Source organism: Nocardia sp. NPDC059240, assembly GCF_042753865.1.
Classification (GTDB): domain Bacteria; phylum Actinomycetota; class Actinomycetes; order Mycobacteriales; family Mycobacteriaceae; genus Nocardia.
The window spans coordinates 1-14,845 of sequence record NZ_JBHZAC010000009.1; the positions used below are offsets into that span (position 1 = coordinate 1).

12 protein-coding genes and 1 pseudogene are annotated in these 14,845 nt (G+C 67.9%); 2 read left to right on the plus strand and 11 right to left on the minus strand.

What is annotated here, in order from left to right; genetic code table 11:
* Positions 1-144: 144 nt before the first annotated feature.
* Positions 145-2,232, minus strand: coding sequence for a CocE/NonD family hydrolase (locus tag ACFXHA_RS29880; protein WP_379362321.1), 2,088 nt, complete (start codon positions 2,230-2,232; stop codon positions 145-147).
* Positions 2,233-2,420: 188 nt separating this feature from the next.
* Between ACFXHA_RS29880 and ACFXHA_RS29885 the strand changes: the two genes are divergently transcribed.
* Positions 2,421-3,590, plus strand: coding sequence for an AraC family transcriptional regulator (locus tag ACFXHA_RS29885; RefSeq protein WP_379362322.1), 1,170 nt, complete (start codon positions 2,421-2,423; stop codon positions 3,588-3,590).
* Here the strand turns inward: ACFXHA_RS29885 and ACFXHA_RS29890 are convergent.
* From ACFXHA_RS29890 to ACFXHA_RS29910, 5 genes are all read right to left on the minus strand, one after another.
* Positions 3,509-4,288, minus strand: coding sequence for an SDR family NAD(P)-dependent oxidoreductase (locus ACFXHA_RS29890; protein WP_379362323.1), 780 nt, complete (start codon positions 4,286-4,288; stop codon positions 3,509-3,511). The two genes, ACFXHA_RS29885 and ACFXHA_RS29890, sit on opposite strands and share 82 nt — an antisense overlap.
* Complete coding sequence (locus ACFXHA_RS29895; protein WP_379362680.1) at positions 4,285-6,069, minus strand: amidohydrolase family protein; 1,785 nt, start codon at positions 6,067-6,069, stop codon at positions 4,285-4,287. The genes ACFXHA_RS29890 and ACFXHA_RS29895 overlap by 4 nt, the downstream gene beginning before the upstream one ends.
* 3 nt (positions 6,070-6,072) lie before the next feature.
* On the minus strand, positions 6,073-7,734 hold the full coding sequence (locus ACFXHA_RS29900) for a class I adenylate-forming enzyme family protein (RefSeq protein WP_379362324.1): 1,662 nt from the start codon (positions 7,732-7,734) through the stop codon (positions 6,073-6,075).
* A 118-nt stretch (positions 7,735-7,852) separates the two neighbouring features.
* Positions 7,853-9,001 (minus strand): serine hydrolase domain-containing protein, encoded by a 1,149-nt coding sequence (locus ACFXHA_RS29905; protein WP_379362325.1) that lies wholly within the window; start codon positions 8,999-9,001, stop codon positions 7,853-7,855.
* Positions 9,002-9,012: 11 nt separating this feature from the next.
* Complete coding sequence (locus ACFXHA_RS29910; RefSeq protein WP_379362326.1) at positions 9,013-10,398, minus strand: flavin-containing monooxygenase; 1,386 nt, start codon at positions 10,396-10,398, stop codon at positions 9,013-9,015.
* Positions 10,399-10,515: 117 nt separating this feature from the next.
* Between ACFXHA_RS29910 and ACFXHA_RS29915 the strand changes: the two genes are divergently transcribed.
* The gene (locus tag ACFXHA_RS29915) at positions 10,516-11,145 is read left to right on the plus strand and encodes a TetR/AcrR family transcriptional regulator (RefSeq protein ID WP_379362327.1); all 630 of its coding nucleotides are present in this window, start codon (positions 10,516-10,518) and stop codon (positions 11,143-11,145) included.
* 19 nt (positions 11,146-11,164) lie between these two features.
* Here the strand turns inward: ACFXHA_RS29915 and ACFXHA_RS29920 are convergent, their stop codons facing one another.
* From ACFXHA_RS29920 to nirD, 5 genes and pseudogenes are all read right to left on the minus strand, one after another.
* Entirely contained in the window at positions 11,165-11,563 is a 399-nt protein-coding gene (locus ACFXHA_RS29920; RefSeq protein WP_379362328.1) for a nuclear transport factor 2 family protein, read from the minus strand.
* A gap of 212 nt (positions 11,564-11,775) precedes the next feature.
* Entirely contained in the window at positions 11,776-12,003 is a 228-nt protein-coding gene (locus ACFXHA_RS29925; RefSeq protein WP_379362329.1) for a hypothetical protein, read from the minus strand.
* 94 nt (positions 12,004-12,097) lie between these two features.
* Positions 12,098-12,907, minus strand: coding sequence for a sirohydrochlorin chelatase (locus ACFXHA_RS29930; RefSeq protein ID WP_379362330.1), 810 nt, complete (start codon positions 12,905-12,907; stop codon positions 12,098-12,100).
* 371 nt (positions 12,908-13,278) lie between these two features.
* Positions 13,279-14,424, minus strand: a pseudogene (locus ACFXHA_RS29935) (uroporphyrinogen-III synthase); the annotation flags it as partial.
* Positions 14,421-14,813 carry a nitrite reductase small subunit NirD gene (nirD, locus tag ACFXHA_RS29940; RefSeq protein ID WP_379362331.1) on the minus strand — a complete coding sequence of 131 codons (393 nt, stop codon included), beginning with the start codon at positions 14,811-14,813 and terminating at the stop codon, positions 14,421-14,423. The gene nirD and the pseudogene ACFXHA_RS29935, both read right to left, overlap by 4 nt.
* Positions 14,814-14,845 lie beyond the last annotated feature (32 nt).

The window sequence follows — 14,845 nt, forward strand, 5'->3', positions numbered from 1 at the left end:
TTTATATACCTTGTTTTTGGGGTGGCCTGGGTATTTTGTTTAAAACACCCCCCCCCCGCGGGGGTACCCCGCGTCGCCCCTACCCCGCCCACCTTCCCGGCGGCACTGCTCTAGGCTGCCCCGCGGTCGCTTCGATCCCCGGTACTAGTCGGGGATCGAAGCGGTCAGGGGCACGTTGACCCAGCTGGGGGCGTCGGGATCGAGCCGCACGTGTTCGGGCTTCAGACCGGAGTCGGCCAGGAAGAACAAGGGCGGCAACGCCTTCGGGAAATTGCTGGCGTAGACGTCGACGCGCAGCCGGTGGCCGGGCTGCAGCACGGCCTCGATCGGGGTCAGGGCGATATCGAGGGTGACCGGGACGCCGGGCACCGTCGGCTCCCGCCGAGTCAGATCGAGGAAATAGTGCGGCTCGGTATAGTCGCCGTTGGCCGAGGTCTTGCTGTTGTCCTCGTCGATCTGCCGGATCGACGCGACCAGCTGGCCGGTGGCGATCTCGCGCGAACTGCCATCGGGGGCAACATCGTTGACCGTGGACACCCAGTAGCCGTCGGCGGCGTCCTCGACCACGTTGAGATGCACGTTCAGCGGCCCGGAGATGGTGGTCGCCTGCCCCACGGGGCTGCTGGTGAAGGTCAAGCCGTCGTTCTCCCAGATCCGGGAATCGTCCCCGCACGCCTGAATGATCGCGAGCACACCCGCGGAGATGCGCGCGCCGTCACGACTGCACAGGCTGAGCACGCCGGGGGCCACGGTCAGGTCGTTGACACCACCTTGCCGCGCTGTCTCGGACAATCCGCCGTCGTACCGCGAATTCGGGCTGGTTCCCGAGGGAATGTCATTGAGATACATCCGCCGGTAGGTCGCCTCGGCGCGCGGGAATTCCGGCGCGTCGGTCCAGCCCGCGCCCTGCTGCTTGAAGGTCAGCGGCGTGTATTTCTCGATGCCGTTGTCGATTCCGCGCAGCCAGTGGTCGAACCAGGCCCGCTGCAACACATCCAGTCGCGGTGGCATCCCCGGATGCCCGAAGCCGGCGACACCGCTACCGAGGTGATAGCCGTCGCCCATGACCAGCTTCTTCTGTTCTTCCGGCAGTGGAATCGAGGCGAAGGTGTCGGTGGGGGTGGTCCCGAAGATGTCGAACCACGCGCCGACCATGAACGTCGGCACCTCGATATGGCTGACGTCGGCCTTCAACCCCTTGCGGAAGGGCGAGTTCGGATCGACGAGTTGCCGTGTCCGCGCCGTCAATTGGTCCGGGGACAGCGCGGTGTACCCGTTGACGACCATGTCGACCAGGGTCAGCGGATCGGCGATGCGGTCCTTCAACCACTGCAATTGCTGTGCGGGATCGAACTTTCCGACCAGGATCGAGGTCACGTCGGGAATCATCTTGAGCGCGTTGACACCGATCAGCCACGGCACCAGGAACCCGACGCCGACCGCGCCGCCCGCGCCCGCGATGTCGTTGAAGATGTCGCCGCTGCCCTCGTAGGCGAAGACCGCCTTCAGCCCGGGCGGCTTGCGGTCGGTGGCCTCGAGCGCGCTGATCGCGGTGAACGAGATCCCCATGGTGCCGACGTTGCCGTCGCTCCAGGGCTGGCGGGTGACCCAGTCGATGACCTCGGCCGCGTCCTGCTTCTCACGATCGCCGAAGACCTGCCAGTCGCCGCCCGAGGTGCCGGTACCCCTCAAATCAACCTGCACCAGGGTGTAACCGGCGTTCGCGAGCTTCCAGTCCTGCAGCGCCGCCTCGATCGCGCCGGCATCGAGCTGCCGGGTGATATCGAAGAGACCATCCAGTCCGACGCCCGGCAGATTCAGCGAACCGGCCCAATCCTCCAGCGGCTTCTTGATGCCCAAACTGTCCGCGGCGCTGATCACCGCCTGTCCCACCAGGATCGGTAGCTTCCCGTAGCCCTGGAACTGCACGATCACCGGCCGCTTCCCGTCGGCGGCGCGGCCGTTGTTCGCGGGATGAATGATGTCGGCCTTCAGCACGGTCCCGTCGTCCATGGTGATCGGCACCGCCAGATCGGGCGAAATGCTGTTGTACGGCTGCGGGCCGTCGACCGCCGCGGTCCAGCCGGGCGCGTAGGCACCGCCGTCAATGCCGGTGAACGCGGTATCGGACGAGGCCGTCGGGGCCAGGAACGGGGTGCACGCGAGGATCGCGGAAGCGATCACCAGCCCCTTCACGACCAGCTTCGACGGCCGCATCAGCGCAAGCCTCACTGTGTCCCACCTCTCACAGAATCCATGGCCAGATTGTTGCTACTCGCGAGTAATAAACGCTCGCCCGAGGGCGACATCGTTTTACCCCAGCGCGACAGGGTGGAGTGGGACCCTTGCGTCCCAGACAATTGGCGGATTAAGTTACGGTCCCGACTGGAAGTGTTAATCGGTGGGAGAGTGACGGCTCGATGGCGATCATGGCGCGCGCTGCCAGCCTGCGTGGCTGCCGCGAACTCGTCGACGAGCTCGGCGGCGACGGCGACGAACTGCTGCGGCGTTTCGGCATCGCACCGGAGGCCGTGCACAGCGAGGATGCCCTGGTCCCGGCGGAATCCCTCGGCTGGGTCCTCGAAGTCGCAGCGGCGGAACTGGATTGCCCCGATCTGGGACTGCGGCTCGGCGCCCGCCAGGGCACCGATGTGCTCGGGCTGGTGGCCGTCGCGGTCAGCAATGCCGCCACCGTCGGCGAGGGCATCGCCTGCGCGGCCCGCTTCCTGCCCGTGCAGCACGAGGGCATCTCGGTGGGGCTGGTGCCGGACCCCTACGGGCACAGCGGAACACTCGCGCTCAACTACCGCGATGTCGCGGAGGTGTCCAGCCTCGGCCAGGGCATCGACCAGGCCGCCGCCCTCATTCACCGGCACCTGCTGCACGCCACCACCGGCGAATACGGGCTGCGGACCGTCCTGCTGCCGCATCCCGCGCACGCACCCGCCGCCCGCTATACCGAATTCTTCGGCGCGGACGTCCATTTCGACATGCCCACCACGGTATTCCGCTTCCCGGCGGAGCTGCTGGACCGTCCGATCGACGGCCGCAATCCGATGCTGCACCGGCTGGCCATGGACTTCCTGGAACGCAACTATCCCGAGACCGACCCGAGCATGACCGCCCGGGTCCGCTTGGCCATCGACCGCGCCATGCTGGAATCCCGGGCCGATATCGACACCGTGGCCCGCATGCTGACCGTGCACGAACGCACCCTGCAGCGCGCATTGGCTGCGGAGGGAACGACTTTCACCGAGGTCCTCGACGCCGCGCGCCGCGACGCCACCCTGCGGCTGCTGTGTGAGACGGACCTGCCGATGAGCCGGATCACCACCATTATCGGCCTGCGCGAGCAGTCTGCGCTGACGCGGGTGGTGCGCCGTTGGTACGGCATCACCCCGCAGCAGCTACGCACCGCCGCCCGCACGCGGCGGGCCAACCGCCCCGGGCCGGAACGTGTTTCGGTGGCCCAGGGCGGCGTCTCGGCTGGTCCGATCACAACAGGAGATCAGCCCGCGAGCTTCGCCAAGTTGGGGAAGTTGCTCAACTCCCAGCCGCCGTCCACCACCATGTCGATGCCGGTGATGTAGGAGGCGTCCTCGGAGGCGAGGAACAGGCTGGGTCCGGCGATCTGTTCCGGGGTGGCGGCCACGCCCATCGGAATGCGGTCGAGGAACATCTGTTTGGCCGGTTCGTAGCCCATGACCGCCGCCACCAGCGGGGTGTCCACCAGGCCGGGGAGGATGGCGTTCACCCGGATGCGGTGCTGGGCCAGTTCCAGTGCCGCGTTCTTGGTGAACATGACCACGCCCGCCTTGCCCGTGGAGTACGGGCTGCCACCGGGCATGGGCACGCGGGCGTCCAGCGAGGAGATATTGACGATCGCGCCACCGCCGGTCGACTTCATCAGGCGGGCTTCATGTTTGGTGCACAGGAAGACGCTCTTCTGGATCAGGTCGATGGTGAAGTCCCAGTCGGCCTCGAGCAGGTCGGTGACCGCGCCGATGCGGGAGGCTCCGGCCGCGTTGAAGGCGGCGTCGAGCCGGCCGAAACGCTCGGCCGCAACGCCGATTCCGGCCTCCACCGATGCCTCGTCGGTGACGTCGGCGACCGTCGGCACGAAGGCCTCGCCCAGTTCGGCGGCCCGCTTCTGCAGGCCCGCCTCGTCGATATCGAGGCCGACCACCTGCGCGCCCTCGGCGATCAGCGCGGCGGAGATCGCCGCGCCGATACCAGAGGCCGCGCCGGTGACGACCGCGACCTTGCCGTCGAATCGATTCGCGTTCAACGGATTCCGCCCTTCAACTCGGTGACCTGACCCTGGTACCGTCCGGCGCGCAGGAACTCGCCGCTGCGCTCCTTGCCCAGCGTGGCGGCCTTCTCTCCCAGTCCGAACACGAACTCGCCGTTGACCAGGACCGCGGTGACGGTCTCGTCATTGCGGTTGACCATGCGGGAGAGGTTGTCGTACTCGGGAATCGGGCTCTCGGCGTACTCTTCCAGGCTGTCGTCCAGGCGGGCCGGATCGATGATCAGCACATCGGCCCGGTCGCCCTCGCGGAGGTGACCGGCGTCCAGGTCGTACCAGTCGGCAAGTTCGCCGCTGACCCGGTGCACGGCCCGCTCGACGGTCAGGAACGGCCGTCCGGCCTGCTGCGCGGTGTGCACCCGCTTCAGGAAACGCAAACCGAAGTTGTAGAAGGCCATATTGCGCAGGTGCGCGCCCGCGTCCGAGAAGCCCAGCTGCACACTGGGATCCGCGGCCAGCGCGTTCAGCACCTCGGGCCGGTGATTGGAGATGGTGGTGCGCCAGCGCACCCCCGACCCGTGCTCGACCAGCAGGTCCAGGAACGCGTCCACCGGGTGGATGCCGCCGCGATCCAGCCCGACCTGACCGAAGGTCTTGCCGACCACGTTCGGATCCGGGCATTCGGTGATCTCGGCGTCGAAGAAGTCCCGGTGCCAGACGCGCGGGCCCCACTTCTTGTCGTAATCCTTGCGGAAGGCCCGCCGGTACGCCGGATCCGCGAACAACTCCTGGCGCGCCTCGAGCTGGTTCGACAGGTGCAATGCTGCTGCGCCGGAACCGAATTCCTCGAACACCGGCAGATCGATGCCGTCCGAGTACACCTCGAACGGCACCGGCAGATGCTGCCAGCGGAAGTCGCCGCCGAGCCGGTTGAGGATCTTGCCGATCAGCGGGAAAACCTTCACGACACCGGGAATCGCCTTGATGTCGGCCGCCGAGAGCAGGCTCACCTTCAGATTCGGCCGGAAGATCCCGAGGCTGCTGGCCGCCATGGCGACCAGCGACTGCGGGCGCGCCACATCGGGACCGCCCTGCAGCGCCCGCTTACGGTCGCGCAGAATGCGATTGAGCCGCCGGCGTTCCTTGGCGGTGGCATAGGTCGAGGGCAGCGTGCGCGAGCGGCACACCTCCCCGTCCAGCTTGTCGAACAGTAGCTGCTGCGAGGACATGCCCACGAAGCCCGCGTCCAGGGCCTCGCGCAGCTTGTGCTCCATCGCCGTCAGCTCCGCCTCGGTCGGCGTCACGTCCGGATCGGTGGCCCGCACCAGACCCAGCTGCGCGGTCCGGATATCCGAATGTCCGATGAAGGCGGCGATATTCGGCCCCAGCGGCAGGGATTCCAGCGCCTGGACATAGCTGTGCGCGCTGTTCCAGGTCTTGAGCCCGTCGACCGCCGAGACCACGTGCTTGCGTGGAATCGCCTCGACCCGGCCGAACAGGTCGCCCGCGTCCGAGCCGTCCACGTGCACGGTGGACAGCGAGCAGGAGCCCAGCACCAGCGTGGTCACCCCGTGCCGCAACGACTCCGACAGCGTCGGGTCCAGCAGCACCTCGACGTCGTAGTGGGTGTGGATGTCGATCATGCCGGGCATGACCCACCGCCCGGTCGCGTCGATCACACGCGCACAACCGGTTTCGTCCAGCGGTGCGGCCGAGACCGCCGCCACCCGGCCGTCGCGGATGCCGAGATTACGGATGGCCGACGGCGCACCGGTCCCGTCGAACCAGCGGCCGTTCTTGATAATGGTGTCGTACAACAGAATTCACTCCCCCACTGAGAGATCGCGGCGCAGCACCTTGCCGGTGGCATTGCGCGGCAGGGGTTCCGCGGTGACCACCCAGCGGGCGGGCACCTTGAAGTAGGCCAGTTGCTTGGCCACATGATCGCGCAGTTCGTCCTCGCTCAGCGAATCCGGTTGGTCCACAACGACGATCGCGGCCACCTCCTGACCGAGATCCTCGTGCGGGACGCCGATCACGGCCGACTCGCGCACCGCCGGATGCTCGTCGAGGACGTTCTCGATCTCCTGCGGGTAGACGTTCTCGCCGCCGCGCAGGATCAGATCCGAGCGGCGGCCGGAGATGTAGAGCTTGCCCTGGCGCAGGGTGCCGTAGTCACCGGTACGCAGCCAGCGGTTCTCGTCGATGGCCGCGGCGGTCGCGTCCTCGTTGTTCCAGTAGCCGAGCATCACATAGGGACTGCGGATGCAGATCTCGCCTTCCTCGCCGTCGGGCACCACCTTGCCGTCCGGATCGCGCACCTCGAGCGAGACACCGACCACGGCGCGGCCCACGGTCTCGTTGTCGGCGGCCAGTTCCGGCGGGGTGGCGACGGTCGCGGCGGTCCCGGACTCGGTGCAGCCGTAGCTGGTGGTCAGACCCTGCAGGGCGACCGGGAAGCGTTCGCGCAGCCGCTGCACCAGCGCCGGGGACGCCGGGGCCGAGTTGAGCGAGAACGCGGTCAGCGAGGACAGGTCGTACTTCGAGATGTCCACGGCCAGAATGCGACTCGCCAGCGTCGGCACGGCCGCCCAGTTGGTGACCCGCTCCGCCTCGACCAGCGCCAGCAGCGATTCCGCGTCGAACTCGCCGGAGGTCGGGAAGACCACCGCGTCGCCGGTGGTGAGCCGCGGGATCGACAGATTGTGCAGGCTCGCGATGTGGAACAGCGGCATGGTGGCCAGGTAGCGGCGCGCGGCCGGGGAACCGTCCCAGGTCTGGCCCCGGAAACCGGCCGAGAGCGCGTCCATGAAGCGGTGGTAGTCGGCGACGGCCACCATATTGCGCTGGGTGTGCACCACGCCTTTGGGACGGCCGGTGGTACCGCTGGTGTACAGGATGATCGCCGGATCGTCCTCGCCGACTTCGGCGCTCGGGTTGCCGCCCGCGAATTCCGCGATCAGCGCGGGCAGATCGGTCTCCATGGTGAGGACCGGAATGTCGGTACCGGTCTCGGCGGCCAGCGCGGCGCGCTTGGCGTCGGCGATCACGACCTTCGGGGCGGAGTGCTCGAGGCCGTAGGCGATCTCGCGCGGCACCCACCAGGCGTTGTAGCCGACCGGGATCGCGCCCAGCCGCTGCGCGGCCCAGAACGTCAGCACCCATTCGGGGGCGTTGGCGGCCAGGATGCCGACGCGGTCACCCTTGCCGACGCCGTAGCGTTCCGACAGCGCCGCGGCCAGCGCACCGGCCGCGGCGTAGTGCTCGGCGAAGGTGTAGCGGGTGCGTGCCGACACCAGATAGTCGAGGTCGCCCAGTTCGCGGGAGTCCTCCAGCAGCTCGAGCAGCGATCCGTGGCGATGGGTGAACACCGGCTGCGGCGCGCCCAGCACCTGCTCGACCCCCATCTCGAACGGCCCGCCGGGCCCGGTCAGCTTGCCCGCGACCTGGGCCGCGAGCGCCTGGAGATCAATGGCATTGGTCATGAGTCAAGTCCTCGGGGGTCGAAGCGCCAACCTTCGCAGCTTGCCGCAGCGGGACGGTGGCGCGGGAGGGAACCGCAAACTATTGGTGCCGCCGTACCACTTTCTGGGATAGGACGTCTCATGCCCACCCCCGGACCACGTCGAAGGTCGCCCGCAGATAGGCGTCGGCCCGATCCGAGCCGATCAGGCCCGCCGCCATCCGGTTCATGGCGTAGGCGAAGGTGACCCGGTGCTCCAGGTCGTTGACGACCATCGCGCCACCGATGCCGGCCCACCAGCACACCTTGCCGTCCGGCACGTGCGGGGCCGTCTGCGGCTGCGGCAGGCCGTAGCCGATGCCGAAGCGCAGCGGCAGCATGATCGCCAGATCCACGCCGTCGGACTGCGGTTCGAAGATCAGCTCGATGGTCTTGTCCGACAGGAACTTCCGGCCGCCGAGCTCCCCGCCATTGCTGATCAGCGACTGCAGCCGGGCGATGGAGCGGGCATTGCCGTGCCCGCCCATGCCGCCCAGTTCGGCCTGCCGCCAAGCCGGTGTACCGCATTCCGGGAAGTCCAACAGCGGCTGGAACAGCGTCTTGAACATGACGCTGTCCTGCGGCAGCAGGGACTGGTCGAACTCGGGCAGCTCCGGCGGCACAAGATCCGCGATGCGCTCGAAATCCGCTGCTGCGGTGCCGATGTGGAAGTCGGCGTCCAACGGTCCGGCCAGCTCCTCGGCGAAGAACCGGCCCAGCGAGCGGCCGGTGATCCGGCGGACGATGCCGCCCATCAGATGGCCGTAGTTCATGGCGTGATAGCCCGACGCGGTACCCGGCTCCCACCAAGGCGCCTGTGTCGCCAGGCGATTCTCGGCCGCCTCGGTGTCATAGATATCGGCCAGCGCGATCGGGGCTTCCCAGCTGGAGACGCCCGAGGTGTGCGACAGCAGGTGCCGCACTTCGATATCGGCCTTGCCGTTGGCGGCGAACTCCGGCCAGTAGTGGGCCACCTTCTGGTGCACATCCAGCTCACCACGGTCGACCAGCAGCAGGGCGCTCAGCGCCACCATGGTCTTGGTGATGGAGAAGGTGTTGACCAAGGTGTCGGCGGTCCAGGGCTTGGTCTGCCCCGGATCGGCGTAACCGCCCCAGAGATCGACCACCGGCTCGCCGTCCACCGTCACACACAGCGAAGCGCCCAATTCCGCTCCCGACTCCACCTGCTCGGTGAAAGCCGCACGCACAGCCGCGAATTCATCGGTACAGATACCAGCCACGTTGCTCATCCGCACTCCTCCTAGACCTGCGCCTGGGACGCACGCGCCCGCACCGGCAGCGCGAACCCGTGCGCCTCGGCGCGTTTCGCGCCGCGCGCCATCTCCTTCTGGAGATCGCGCACGTACGGCTCGAATTCGATCTGGATGGTGTGCCGCGGCGAGTCGTAGTACCGCCCCGAGCGACTCTCCTCGACCTCGCGAATGCCCTCGGCCATCTCCGTCTCCGACGGCAGCCGGTAATTGCCGGTCAGGTACGCCGCCACCAGCTTCGACTGCTGCTCGGCGAAGTTCACCAGGGTCGGCATGGGCTGGGCCAGGCCGAGGAAGAACAGATTGTCCACGCCCGGCTTCACCATCTGCCGGTACAGCGGGAACTTGTTGCGCTCGTCGGGCAGCAGCGCCTTGTCACCGAAGAACGGGAAGCTGATGTGATATCCGGTGGCGCACACCACCACATCCACCGCCTCGATGCTGCCGTCCGCGAAATGCACCTTGTCGCCGTCGAGTTTGGTGATGGCGGGCTTGAAGGTGATGTCGCCGCAGCCGGCGCGGTGCAGGAATTCCTCGCTGGCCGAGGGATGCGCCTCGAAGGGCAGGTGATCCGGCTTGGGCAGGCCGTAATCCTCCATGTGCCCGCGGTTCTTGACCACGAAGCGCTGCTTCATCTTCAACGCCATCTTCGACGGAATCCAGGCCGGCATCGAGCGCTTGTCGCCCACCTGGCCGTTGACGTACTTGGGCAGCACCCATACACCGCGACGCGCGGACAGGTAGAACTTCGAGGCGATGAAGCGCTGCGAGAGCTCGGTGGCGATATCCAGGCCCGAATTGCCCATGCCGACCACGACAATCCGCTTGCCGCGCATGTCGACCGGGTCGAACGGGTCGTTGTAGGCGTGCGAATGCATGAGCACGCCGTTGAATTCGCCCGGGTAGTCGGGGGTGCGCGGATCCCAGTGGTGGCCATTGCAGACCAGCAGCACGTCGTAGGTCTCGGTGGTGCCCTTGTCGGTGCTGACCACCCACAGGCCCTCGGCGTCACGCTCGGCCGAGATCACCTTGTGGTTCAGGTGGATTCGATCCCGCAGGCCGAAGTGCTCGACGTAATCCTTGAAGTACTGGTGCAACTGGGTGTGGTGCGGGAAGTCCGGCCACTCCTCGGGCGCCGGGAAGTCCTCGAACTGCAGCCGGAACTTCGAGGTGTCGATGTGCAGGCTCTGATAGCAGGCCGACATCCCGTTCGGGTTCTTGTAGTACCAGTTGCCGCCCACCTCGTCGGAGGCTTCGTAGCAGTCGAAGGGGATGCCGTATTCGGCGAGCCGCTTCGCGACGGTGATGCCCGACGGCCCCGCGCCGATGACGGCAACCCTGGGCAGTTGGTGATTCTGGGCAGATAGCGCAGCCAATTCACTCTCCTGGTTCGGCGATGGGTCACATTCCCCTGCCGGACGTGATCTGCCACACACGCTAACACTCACTAGACAGAGTGTCTAGTGAGTCGACTTGCGTCTATCATTCAGGGCGTGACCCGACCAGACGTTGAACCCGCCCGCCGCACCTCGCTGCGCGATGAACAGAAACGCCTCACCCGCACCAAGCTCATCGAGGCCGCCACCCAACTGTTCACCACCCAGGGCTACGCGCCGGTCCGCGTCGACGACATCGCCGCCGCCGTCGGCTGCAGCCGCGCTACCTTCTACCTGCACTTCACCGGTAAACCGGATGTCTTGCGCGCCATCGCCGAACAGGGCACGCTGCCCAGCGTCCAGCACTTCTACGAGGACCTCGACCACGTCCTGGACACCGGCTCCCGCGACGAATTCGCCGCCTGGATGCGCCGCGCCATCGACTGGTTCCAGGAATACAAGGACCTACTCCCCGCCTGGGACGAGGCCACCGCGCTCGAACCCGAATTCCGCGAGGTAGCAAGGGAAGGCATCATGGCCCTCCCCAATGTGATGAGCTCCTACCTGTCGCGCTGGCCCGCCGACCGCCAGGAGGAAGCCCGCCTGCGCGTCGAACTGCTTGTCGCCCAACTCGAACGGTTCTTCACCCGCTGGGCCATGCAGGGCACCATCGACGTCTCCGCAGAAGAAGCCGCTACCGTCCTGACGGACATCTGGTTCCCGGCGCTACAGACCCCCGGGACATAGCTCCGGCAGGACGCGTCGATCACGCCACGCGACGTGCGCGATCCAGTTCCCAGAATGCGCGCAGCGCAATGATTTTCCCGTCCGCATTCACCCGATAGACGGCCACCAGATCGACCTCGACGACGATCTCGGGGCGGGCACTGCGAATGGTTCCGGTGAATGCGGCCTCATTTCCGCAGGCGAAGGAATCGGCCCAGTGGAATTCGATCTTGCTGGGTTCGATCGCCTTGTCCCAGAAGGCGGCGATTGCTTCGTGACCCGAATGCCCGTGGCCGACGGGGTCATACGGGGAGATGCCCACCGGATCCTCGACCGTGGCATCCGTCGCGAAAAGGGTAAGCCACTCACTCTTGCACTTGGCGCGAACGGCAGCCTGGGAGGCCAGGCCGGCGCGGCGAGCGGGGTGATCGGCGGGCATGCGAGGATCTTGCCGCAGGGCGGCGGGCCCGGGACGTGACGATTCCGGTCAGCGGGAACGGGATTCGGGGCGAGATTGGCCTGTGATTCGACTGGGAACGTTGCATTGCGATAGCGAACGGCTAGCAATCGTGGCGGGAATCACAGGGCAAACGATTGGGGCCGACACCCGAAGGTGCCGACCCCGACATCGAATTGTGAAATTCAGACGTTTCAGTGAACGCCGACGTTGTAACCGGTCCACGCCTGACCATTGAAGGTCGCGCCGACGCCCGGCTGCAGCGCCTGAGCGCACTGATCATCGGTCAGGTGGTAGAAAGCGCAAGCGCCCGAGGGGTCCACGCCCACCACGACACCCTGGCCGTCGTCGGCGGAAGCGGTACCGAAAGTACCGGCGGCACATGCGGCGATCAGCCCGGCGGTGACAGCGAATTTCTTCAAGAGGGGGTCCTCCCAATCAATTTGGAAATGTCACCAGAAATCGTGGCACGACTTTCCCCAACCGCCAAGCCATCGGAGTTTTGGGCGATTCGTTTCAGGCGACTTCAGCGACCGAAAGGGCGTGCGTCGCAGAGACGTAGCGACTTACCAGCAAACGCACCACGGCCGGGTGGATACCGATCGGTTCGGCCACGCCGTCCGCACCCGCCTCGTGCAGGCGCTGATGGAACAGGCCGTGGGCGAGCAGGTAGGAGGCAATGAAGACGCGACGCTCACCCGAAGCCCGGACCGCCGCCACCACTTCCGGCACCCGGGGCTCGCCGGTCGCGATGTACGCGAGGTGGGCGGGCGTGCCGATGCGGTCCGAGAGCAGGTTGGCGGCGCGCTGAACATCGTGGCGCGCACGGGAATCCGAGGAACCGGCGGCGGCGAACACCACCGCGTCACCCGGTCGCCAGCCCGCGGCGCGCAGGCGCAGGTGCATGACCTCCGCCAGCGCCGGATCCGGGCCCATCGCCTGGGTGACCGCGACCGCGTCATGCGCACTCGCGGCCACCTCTCGCGGCACATCCTGATAGACGTGGTAGCCCGAGGCGAGGAACGCCGGAACCACCACGGCGGGAACCGAATCCAGATCCCGCAACACCTCCGCCGGGGACGGCCCCAGCACATCCACGAACGCGGTGCGCACGCGCGGCGGCGCACCGATCGCGATCTCACGCAACGATGCCGATGCGGCCCCGAAATCGGCACCGGCACCTGTCTGTGCGCCGTAGCGGGTGGCCTCCGCGAACGCCGAAGCACCCAGCTCCCGCGTCACCGCCCCCGCCAACTCGGCGATCATCTCCACACCCCGCGCACTCCTGGTGCCGTGCGCGACCAGGATCAGCGCCGGGGCGTTCACCACGCACCTCGCGCCGGACGGCCCGCACCGGAGCCGGGCACCGAGCCGGGCAATCCGTACGAACGCGGCGAAACCGGCGGGCGTGCAACCGAACCCGGCAGGGTGGTTCCGGACGAATGCGCCGGCCGAGCCACCCCGGTCGCCGGAGCGACATTCGGCCGCGCCACGGCCGACGGGGCCGCGACAATCGGGCGGGCACCGCCCGTGGCGGTCGGTGGGGCGGGGCGGCGGACAACGGCGGGCGTGGGTGACACCTCGGGCACCGGACGGCCGTTCGCCACCCGGCCCGGCATCTCGCGACGACCACCCAGTCCCGGCGAGTGGGCCGGGAAGCCTTGGCGGGCAGCGGGAGCCACCGGTTCCGGGTGCGGGTTGTCGATGCACTCGGCCGGGTCCAGGGCCAGGCGGTAGCCGCGCTTGACGACGGTCTGGATGGCCTTGGGGGTGCCCAGGCCCGCACGCAGGCGGGCGATGGCGGTCTCCACGGCGTGGGTGTCATCGCCGCCGCCGGGGAGGGCGGCGAGGAGATCCTCGCGCGACACCACGCGGCCGGGCTGACGCGCCAGCGAGCGCATCAATGCCATGGGGGCCGGGGCCAGCTGACGGACCTGCCCGTCCACGACGACGCAGCCGCCGCGGACGCTGAGCAGGTGCCCGGCGGCCTGAATTCGATTGGCGCGCCGGGGCAGTTCCTCGGCGACGTGGCGGGCCAGCGCGCCCAGGCGGGCACGGCCGGGCATGGAGGTGGTGACGCCCAGTTCTTCCAGCGGGGCCGCGGTGATCGGGCCGACGCAAGCGGGCAGCACCCGGGTACGGAAGGCGTGCAGGACGGCCTCGAGCAGGCCGGTCTCCTTGGCGCGCATGAGCAGTGACGCGACCGCCGGGGCACTGGTGAAGGTGACGCAGTCCAGTCCGGCGGTGACGATGCCCTCGATGAGGCGGTCCATCGGGGTGCGGTCCTCGGGCGGAATCCAGCGGTAGACCGGCACCGGAACCACGTCCGCGCCGGCCATGCGCAGCACCTCGCAGAAGTCCGGAACCGGCTCCCATTCGGTGGTCGCGCCGTGCAGCTGCACCGCGATGCGGACGCCCTCGACGCCCTGGGCCAGCAGGTGATCGAGCACCTCGGCGCTGGATTCGGAAGCGGGAGACCATTCTTCGCGCAGCTCCGCCGCGCGGATGGCGCCCTTGGCCTTGGGGCCGCGGGCCAGCATGCGGTTGGAGGCCAGGGTGGCGACCAGCGCTTCGGCCAGCCCCCAGCCCTCCGCGGCCTCCATCCAGCCGCGGAAGCCGATCCCGGTGGTGGCCACCGTGATCTGCGGCGGGTCGGCGACCAGCTGGCGCGTCACGCGCTCCAGCTCGGTGTCGTCGGCCAGCGGGATGATTCGGATGGCCGGGGCGGAAACGACATTCGCGCCCCGGCGGGCGAGCAGGGTGCCGAGTTCGTCGGCGCGGCGGGCAGCGGTGATGCCGACCGTGAATCCAGCGAGCGGGGTACCGCCGTCGACCTCGGTCATGCCGTACCGCCGGGGAACTCCACGGGATCGTTGGACACCGCGACCACTCCGTTCTCCACGCGCACCGCGTAGACCGGCAGGGCCACCGCGTCATCGTCGAGGCAGCGCCCGTCGATCAGCGAGAACGCCTGCTTGAGCAGCGGTGACGCGACCACCGGCAGACCGCCGCGGTCGCCCACGATGCCGCGGGACATGACCGCCGCCCGGCCGAAGGGATCAATATTGCCGACCGCGAACAGGGTCTGGTCGGTGCTGAGGAACAGGGCTGCCTGGCGGCCGCCCTTCAAGAGAACCGCCACGCCGCGGCCCGGAATCAGGTAGTCCAGTCGGCAAGCCTGGGTCCAGCCGGAAATGCTGGTCGCGGTGCCGGGTGTGTCGATCACGGTCATCGGTAAGTCTCCTCCGAACGGCCTGTACCTAT

Excerpts from the sequence above, each read along its gene's own strand:
- ACFXHA_RS29885 (WP_379362322.1), top strand. The coding sequence starts at position 2,421 with ATGGCGATCATGGCGCGCGCTGCCAGCCTGCGTGGCTGCCGCGAACTC.
- ACFXHA_RS29900 (WP_379362324.1), bottom strand. The coding sequence starts at position 7,734 with ATGACCAATGCCATTGATCTCCAGGCGCTCGCGGCCCAGGTCGCGGGC.
- ACFXHA_RS29905 (WP_379362325.1), bottom strand. The coding sequence starts at position 9,001 with ATGAGCAACGTGGCTGGTATCTGTACCGATGAATTCGCGGCTGTGCGT.
- ACFXHA_RS29920 (WP_379362328.1), bottom strand. The coding sequence starts at position 11,563 with ATGCCCGCCGATCACCCCGCTCGCCGCGCCGGCCTGGCCTCCCAGGCT.
- nirD (WP_379362331.1), bottom strand. The coding sequence starts at position 14,813 with ATGACCGTGATCGACACACCCGGCACCGCGACCAGCATTTCCGGCTGG.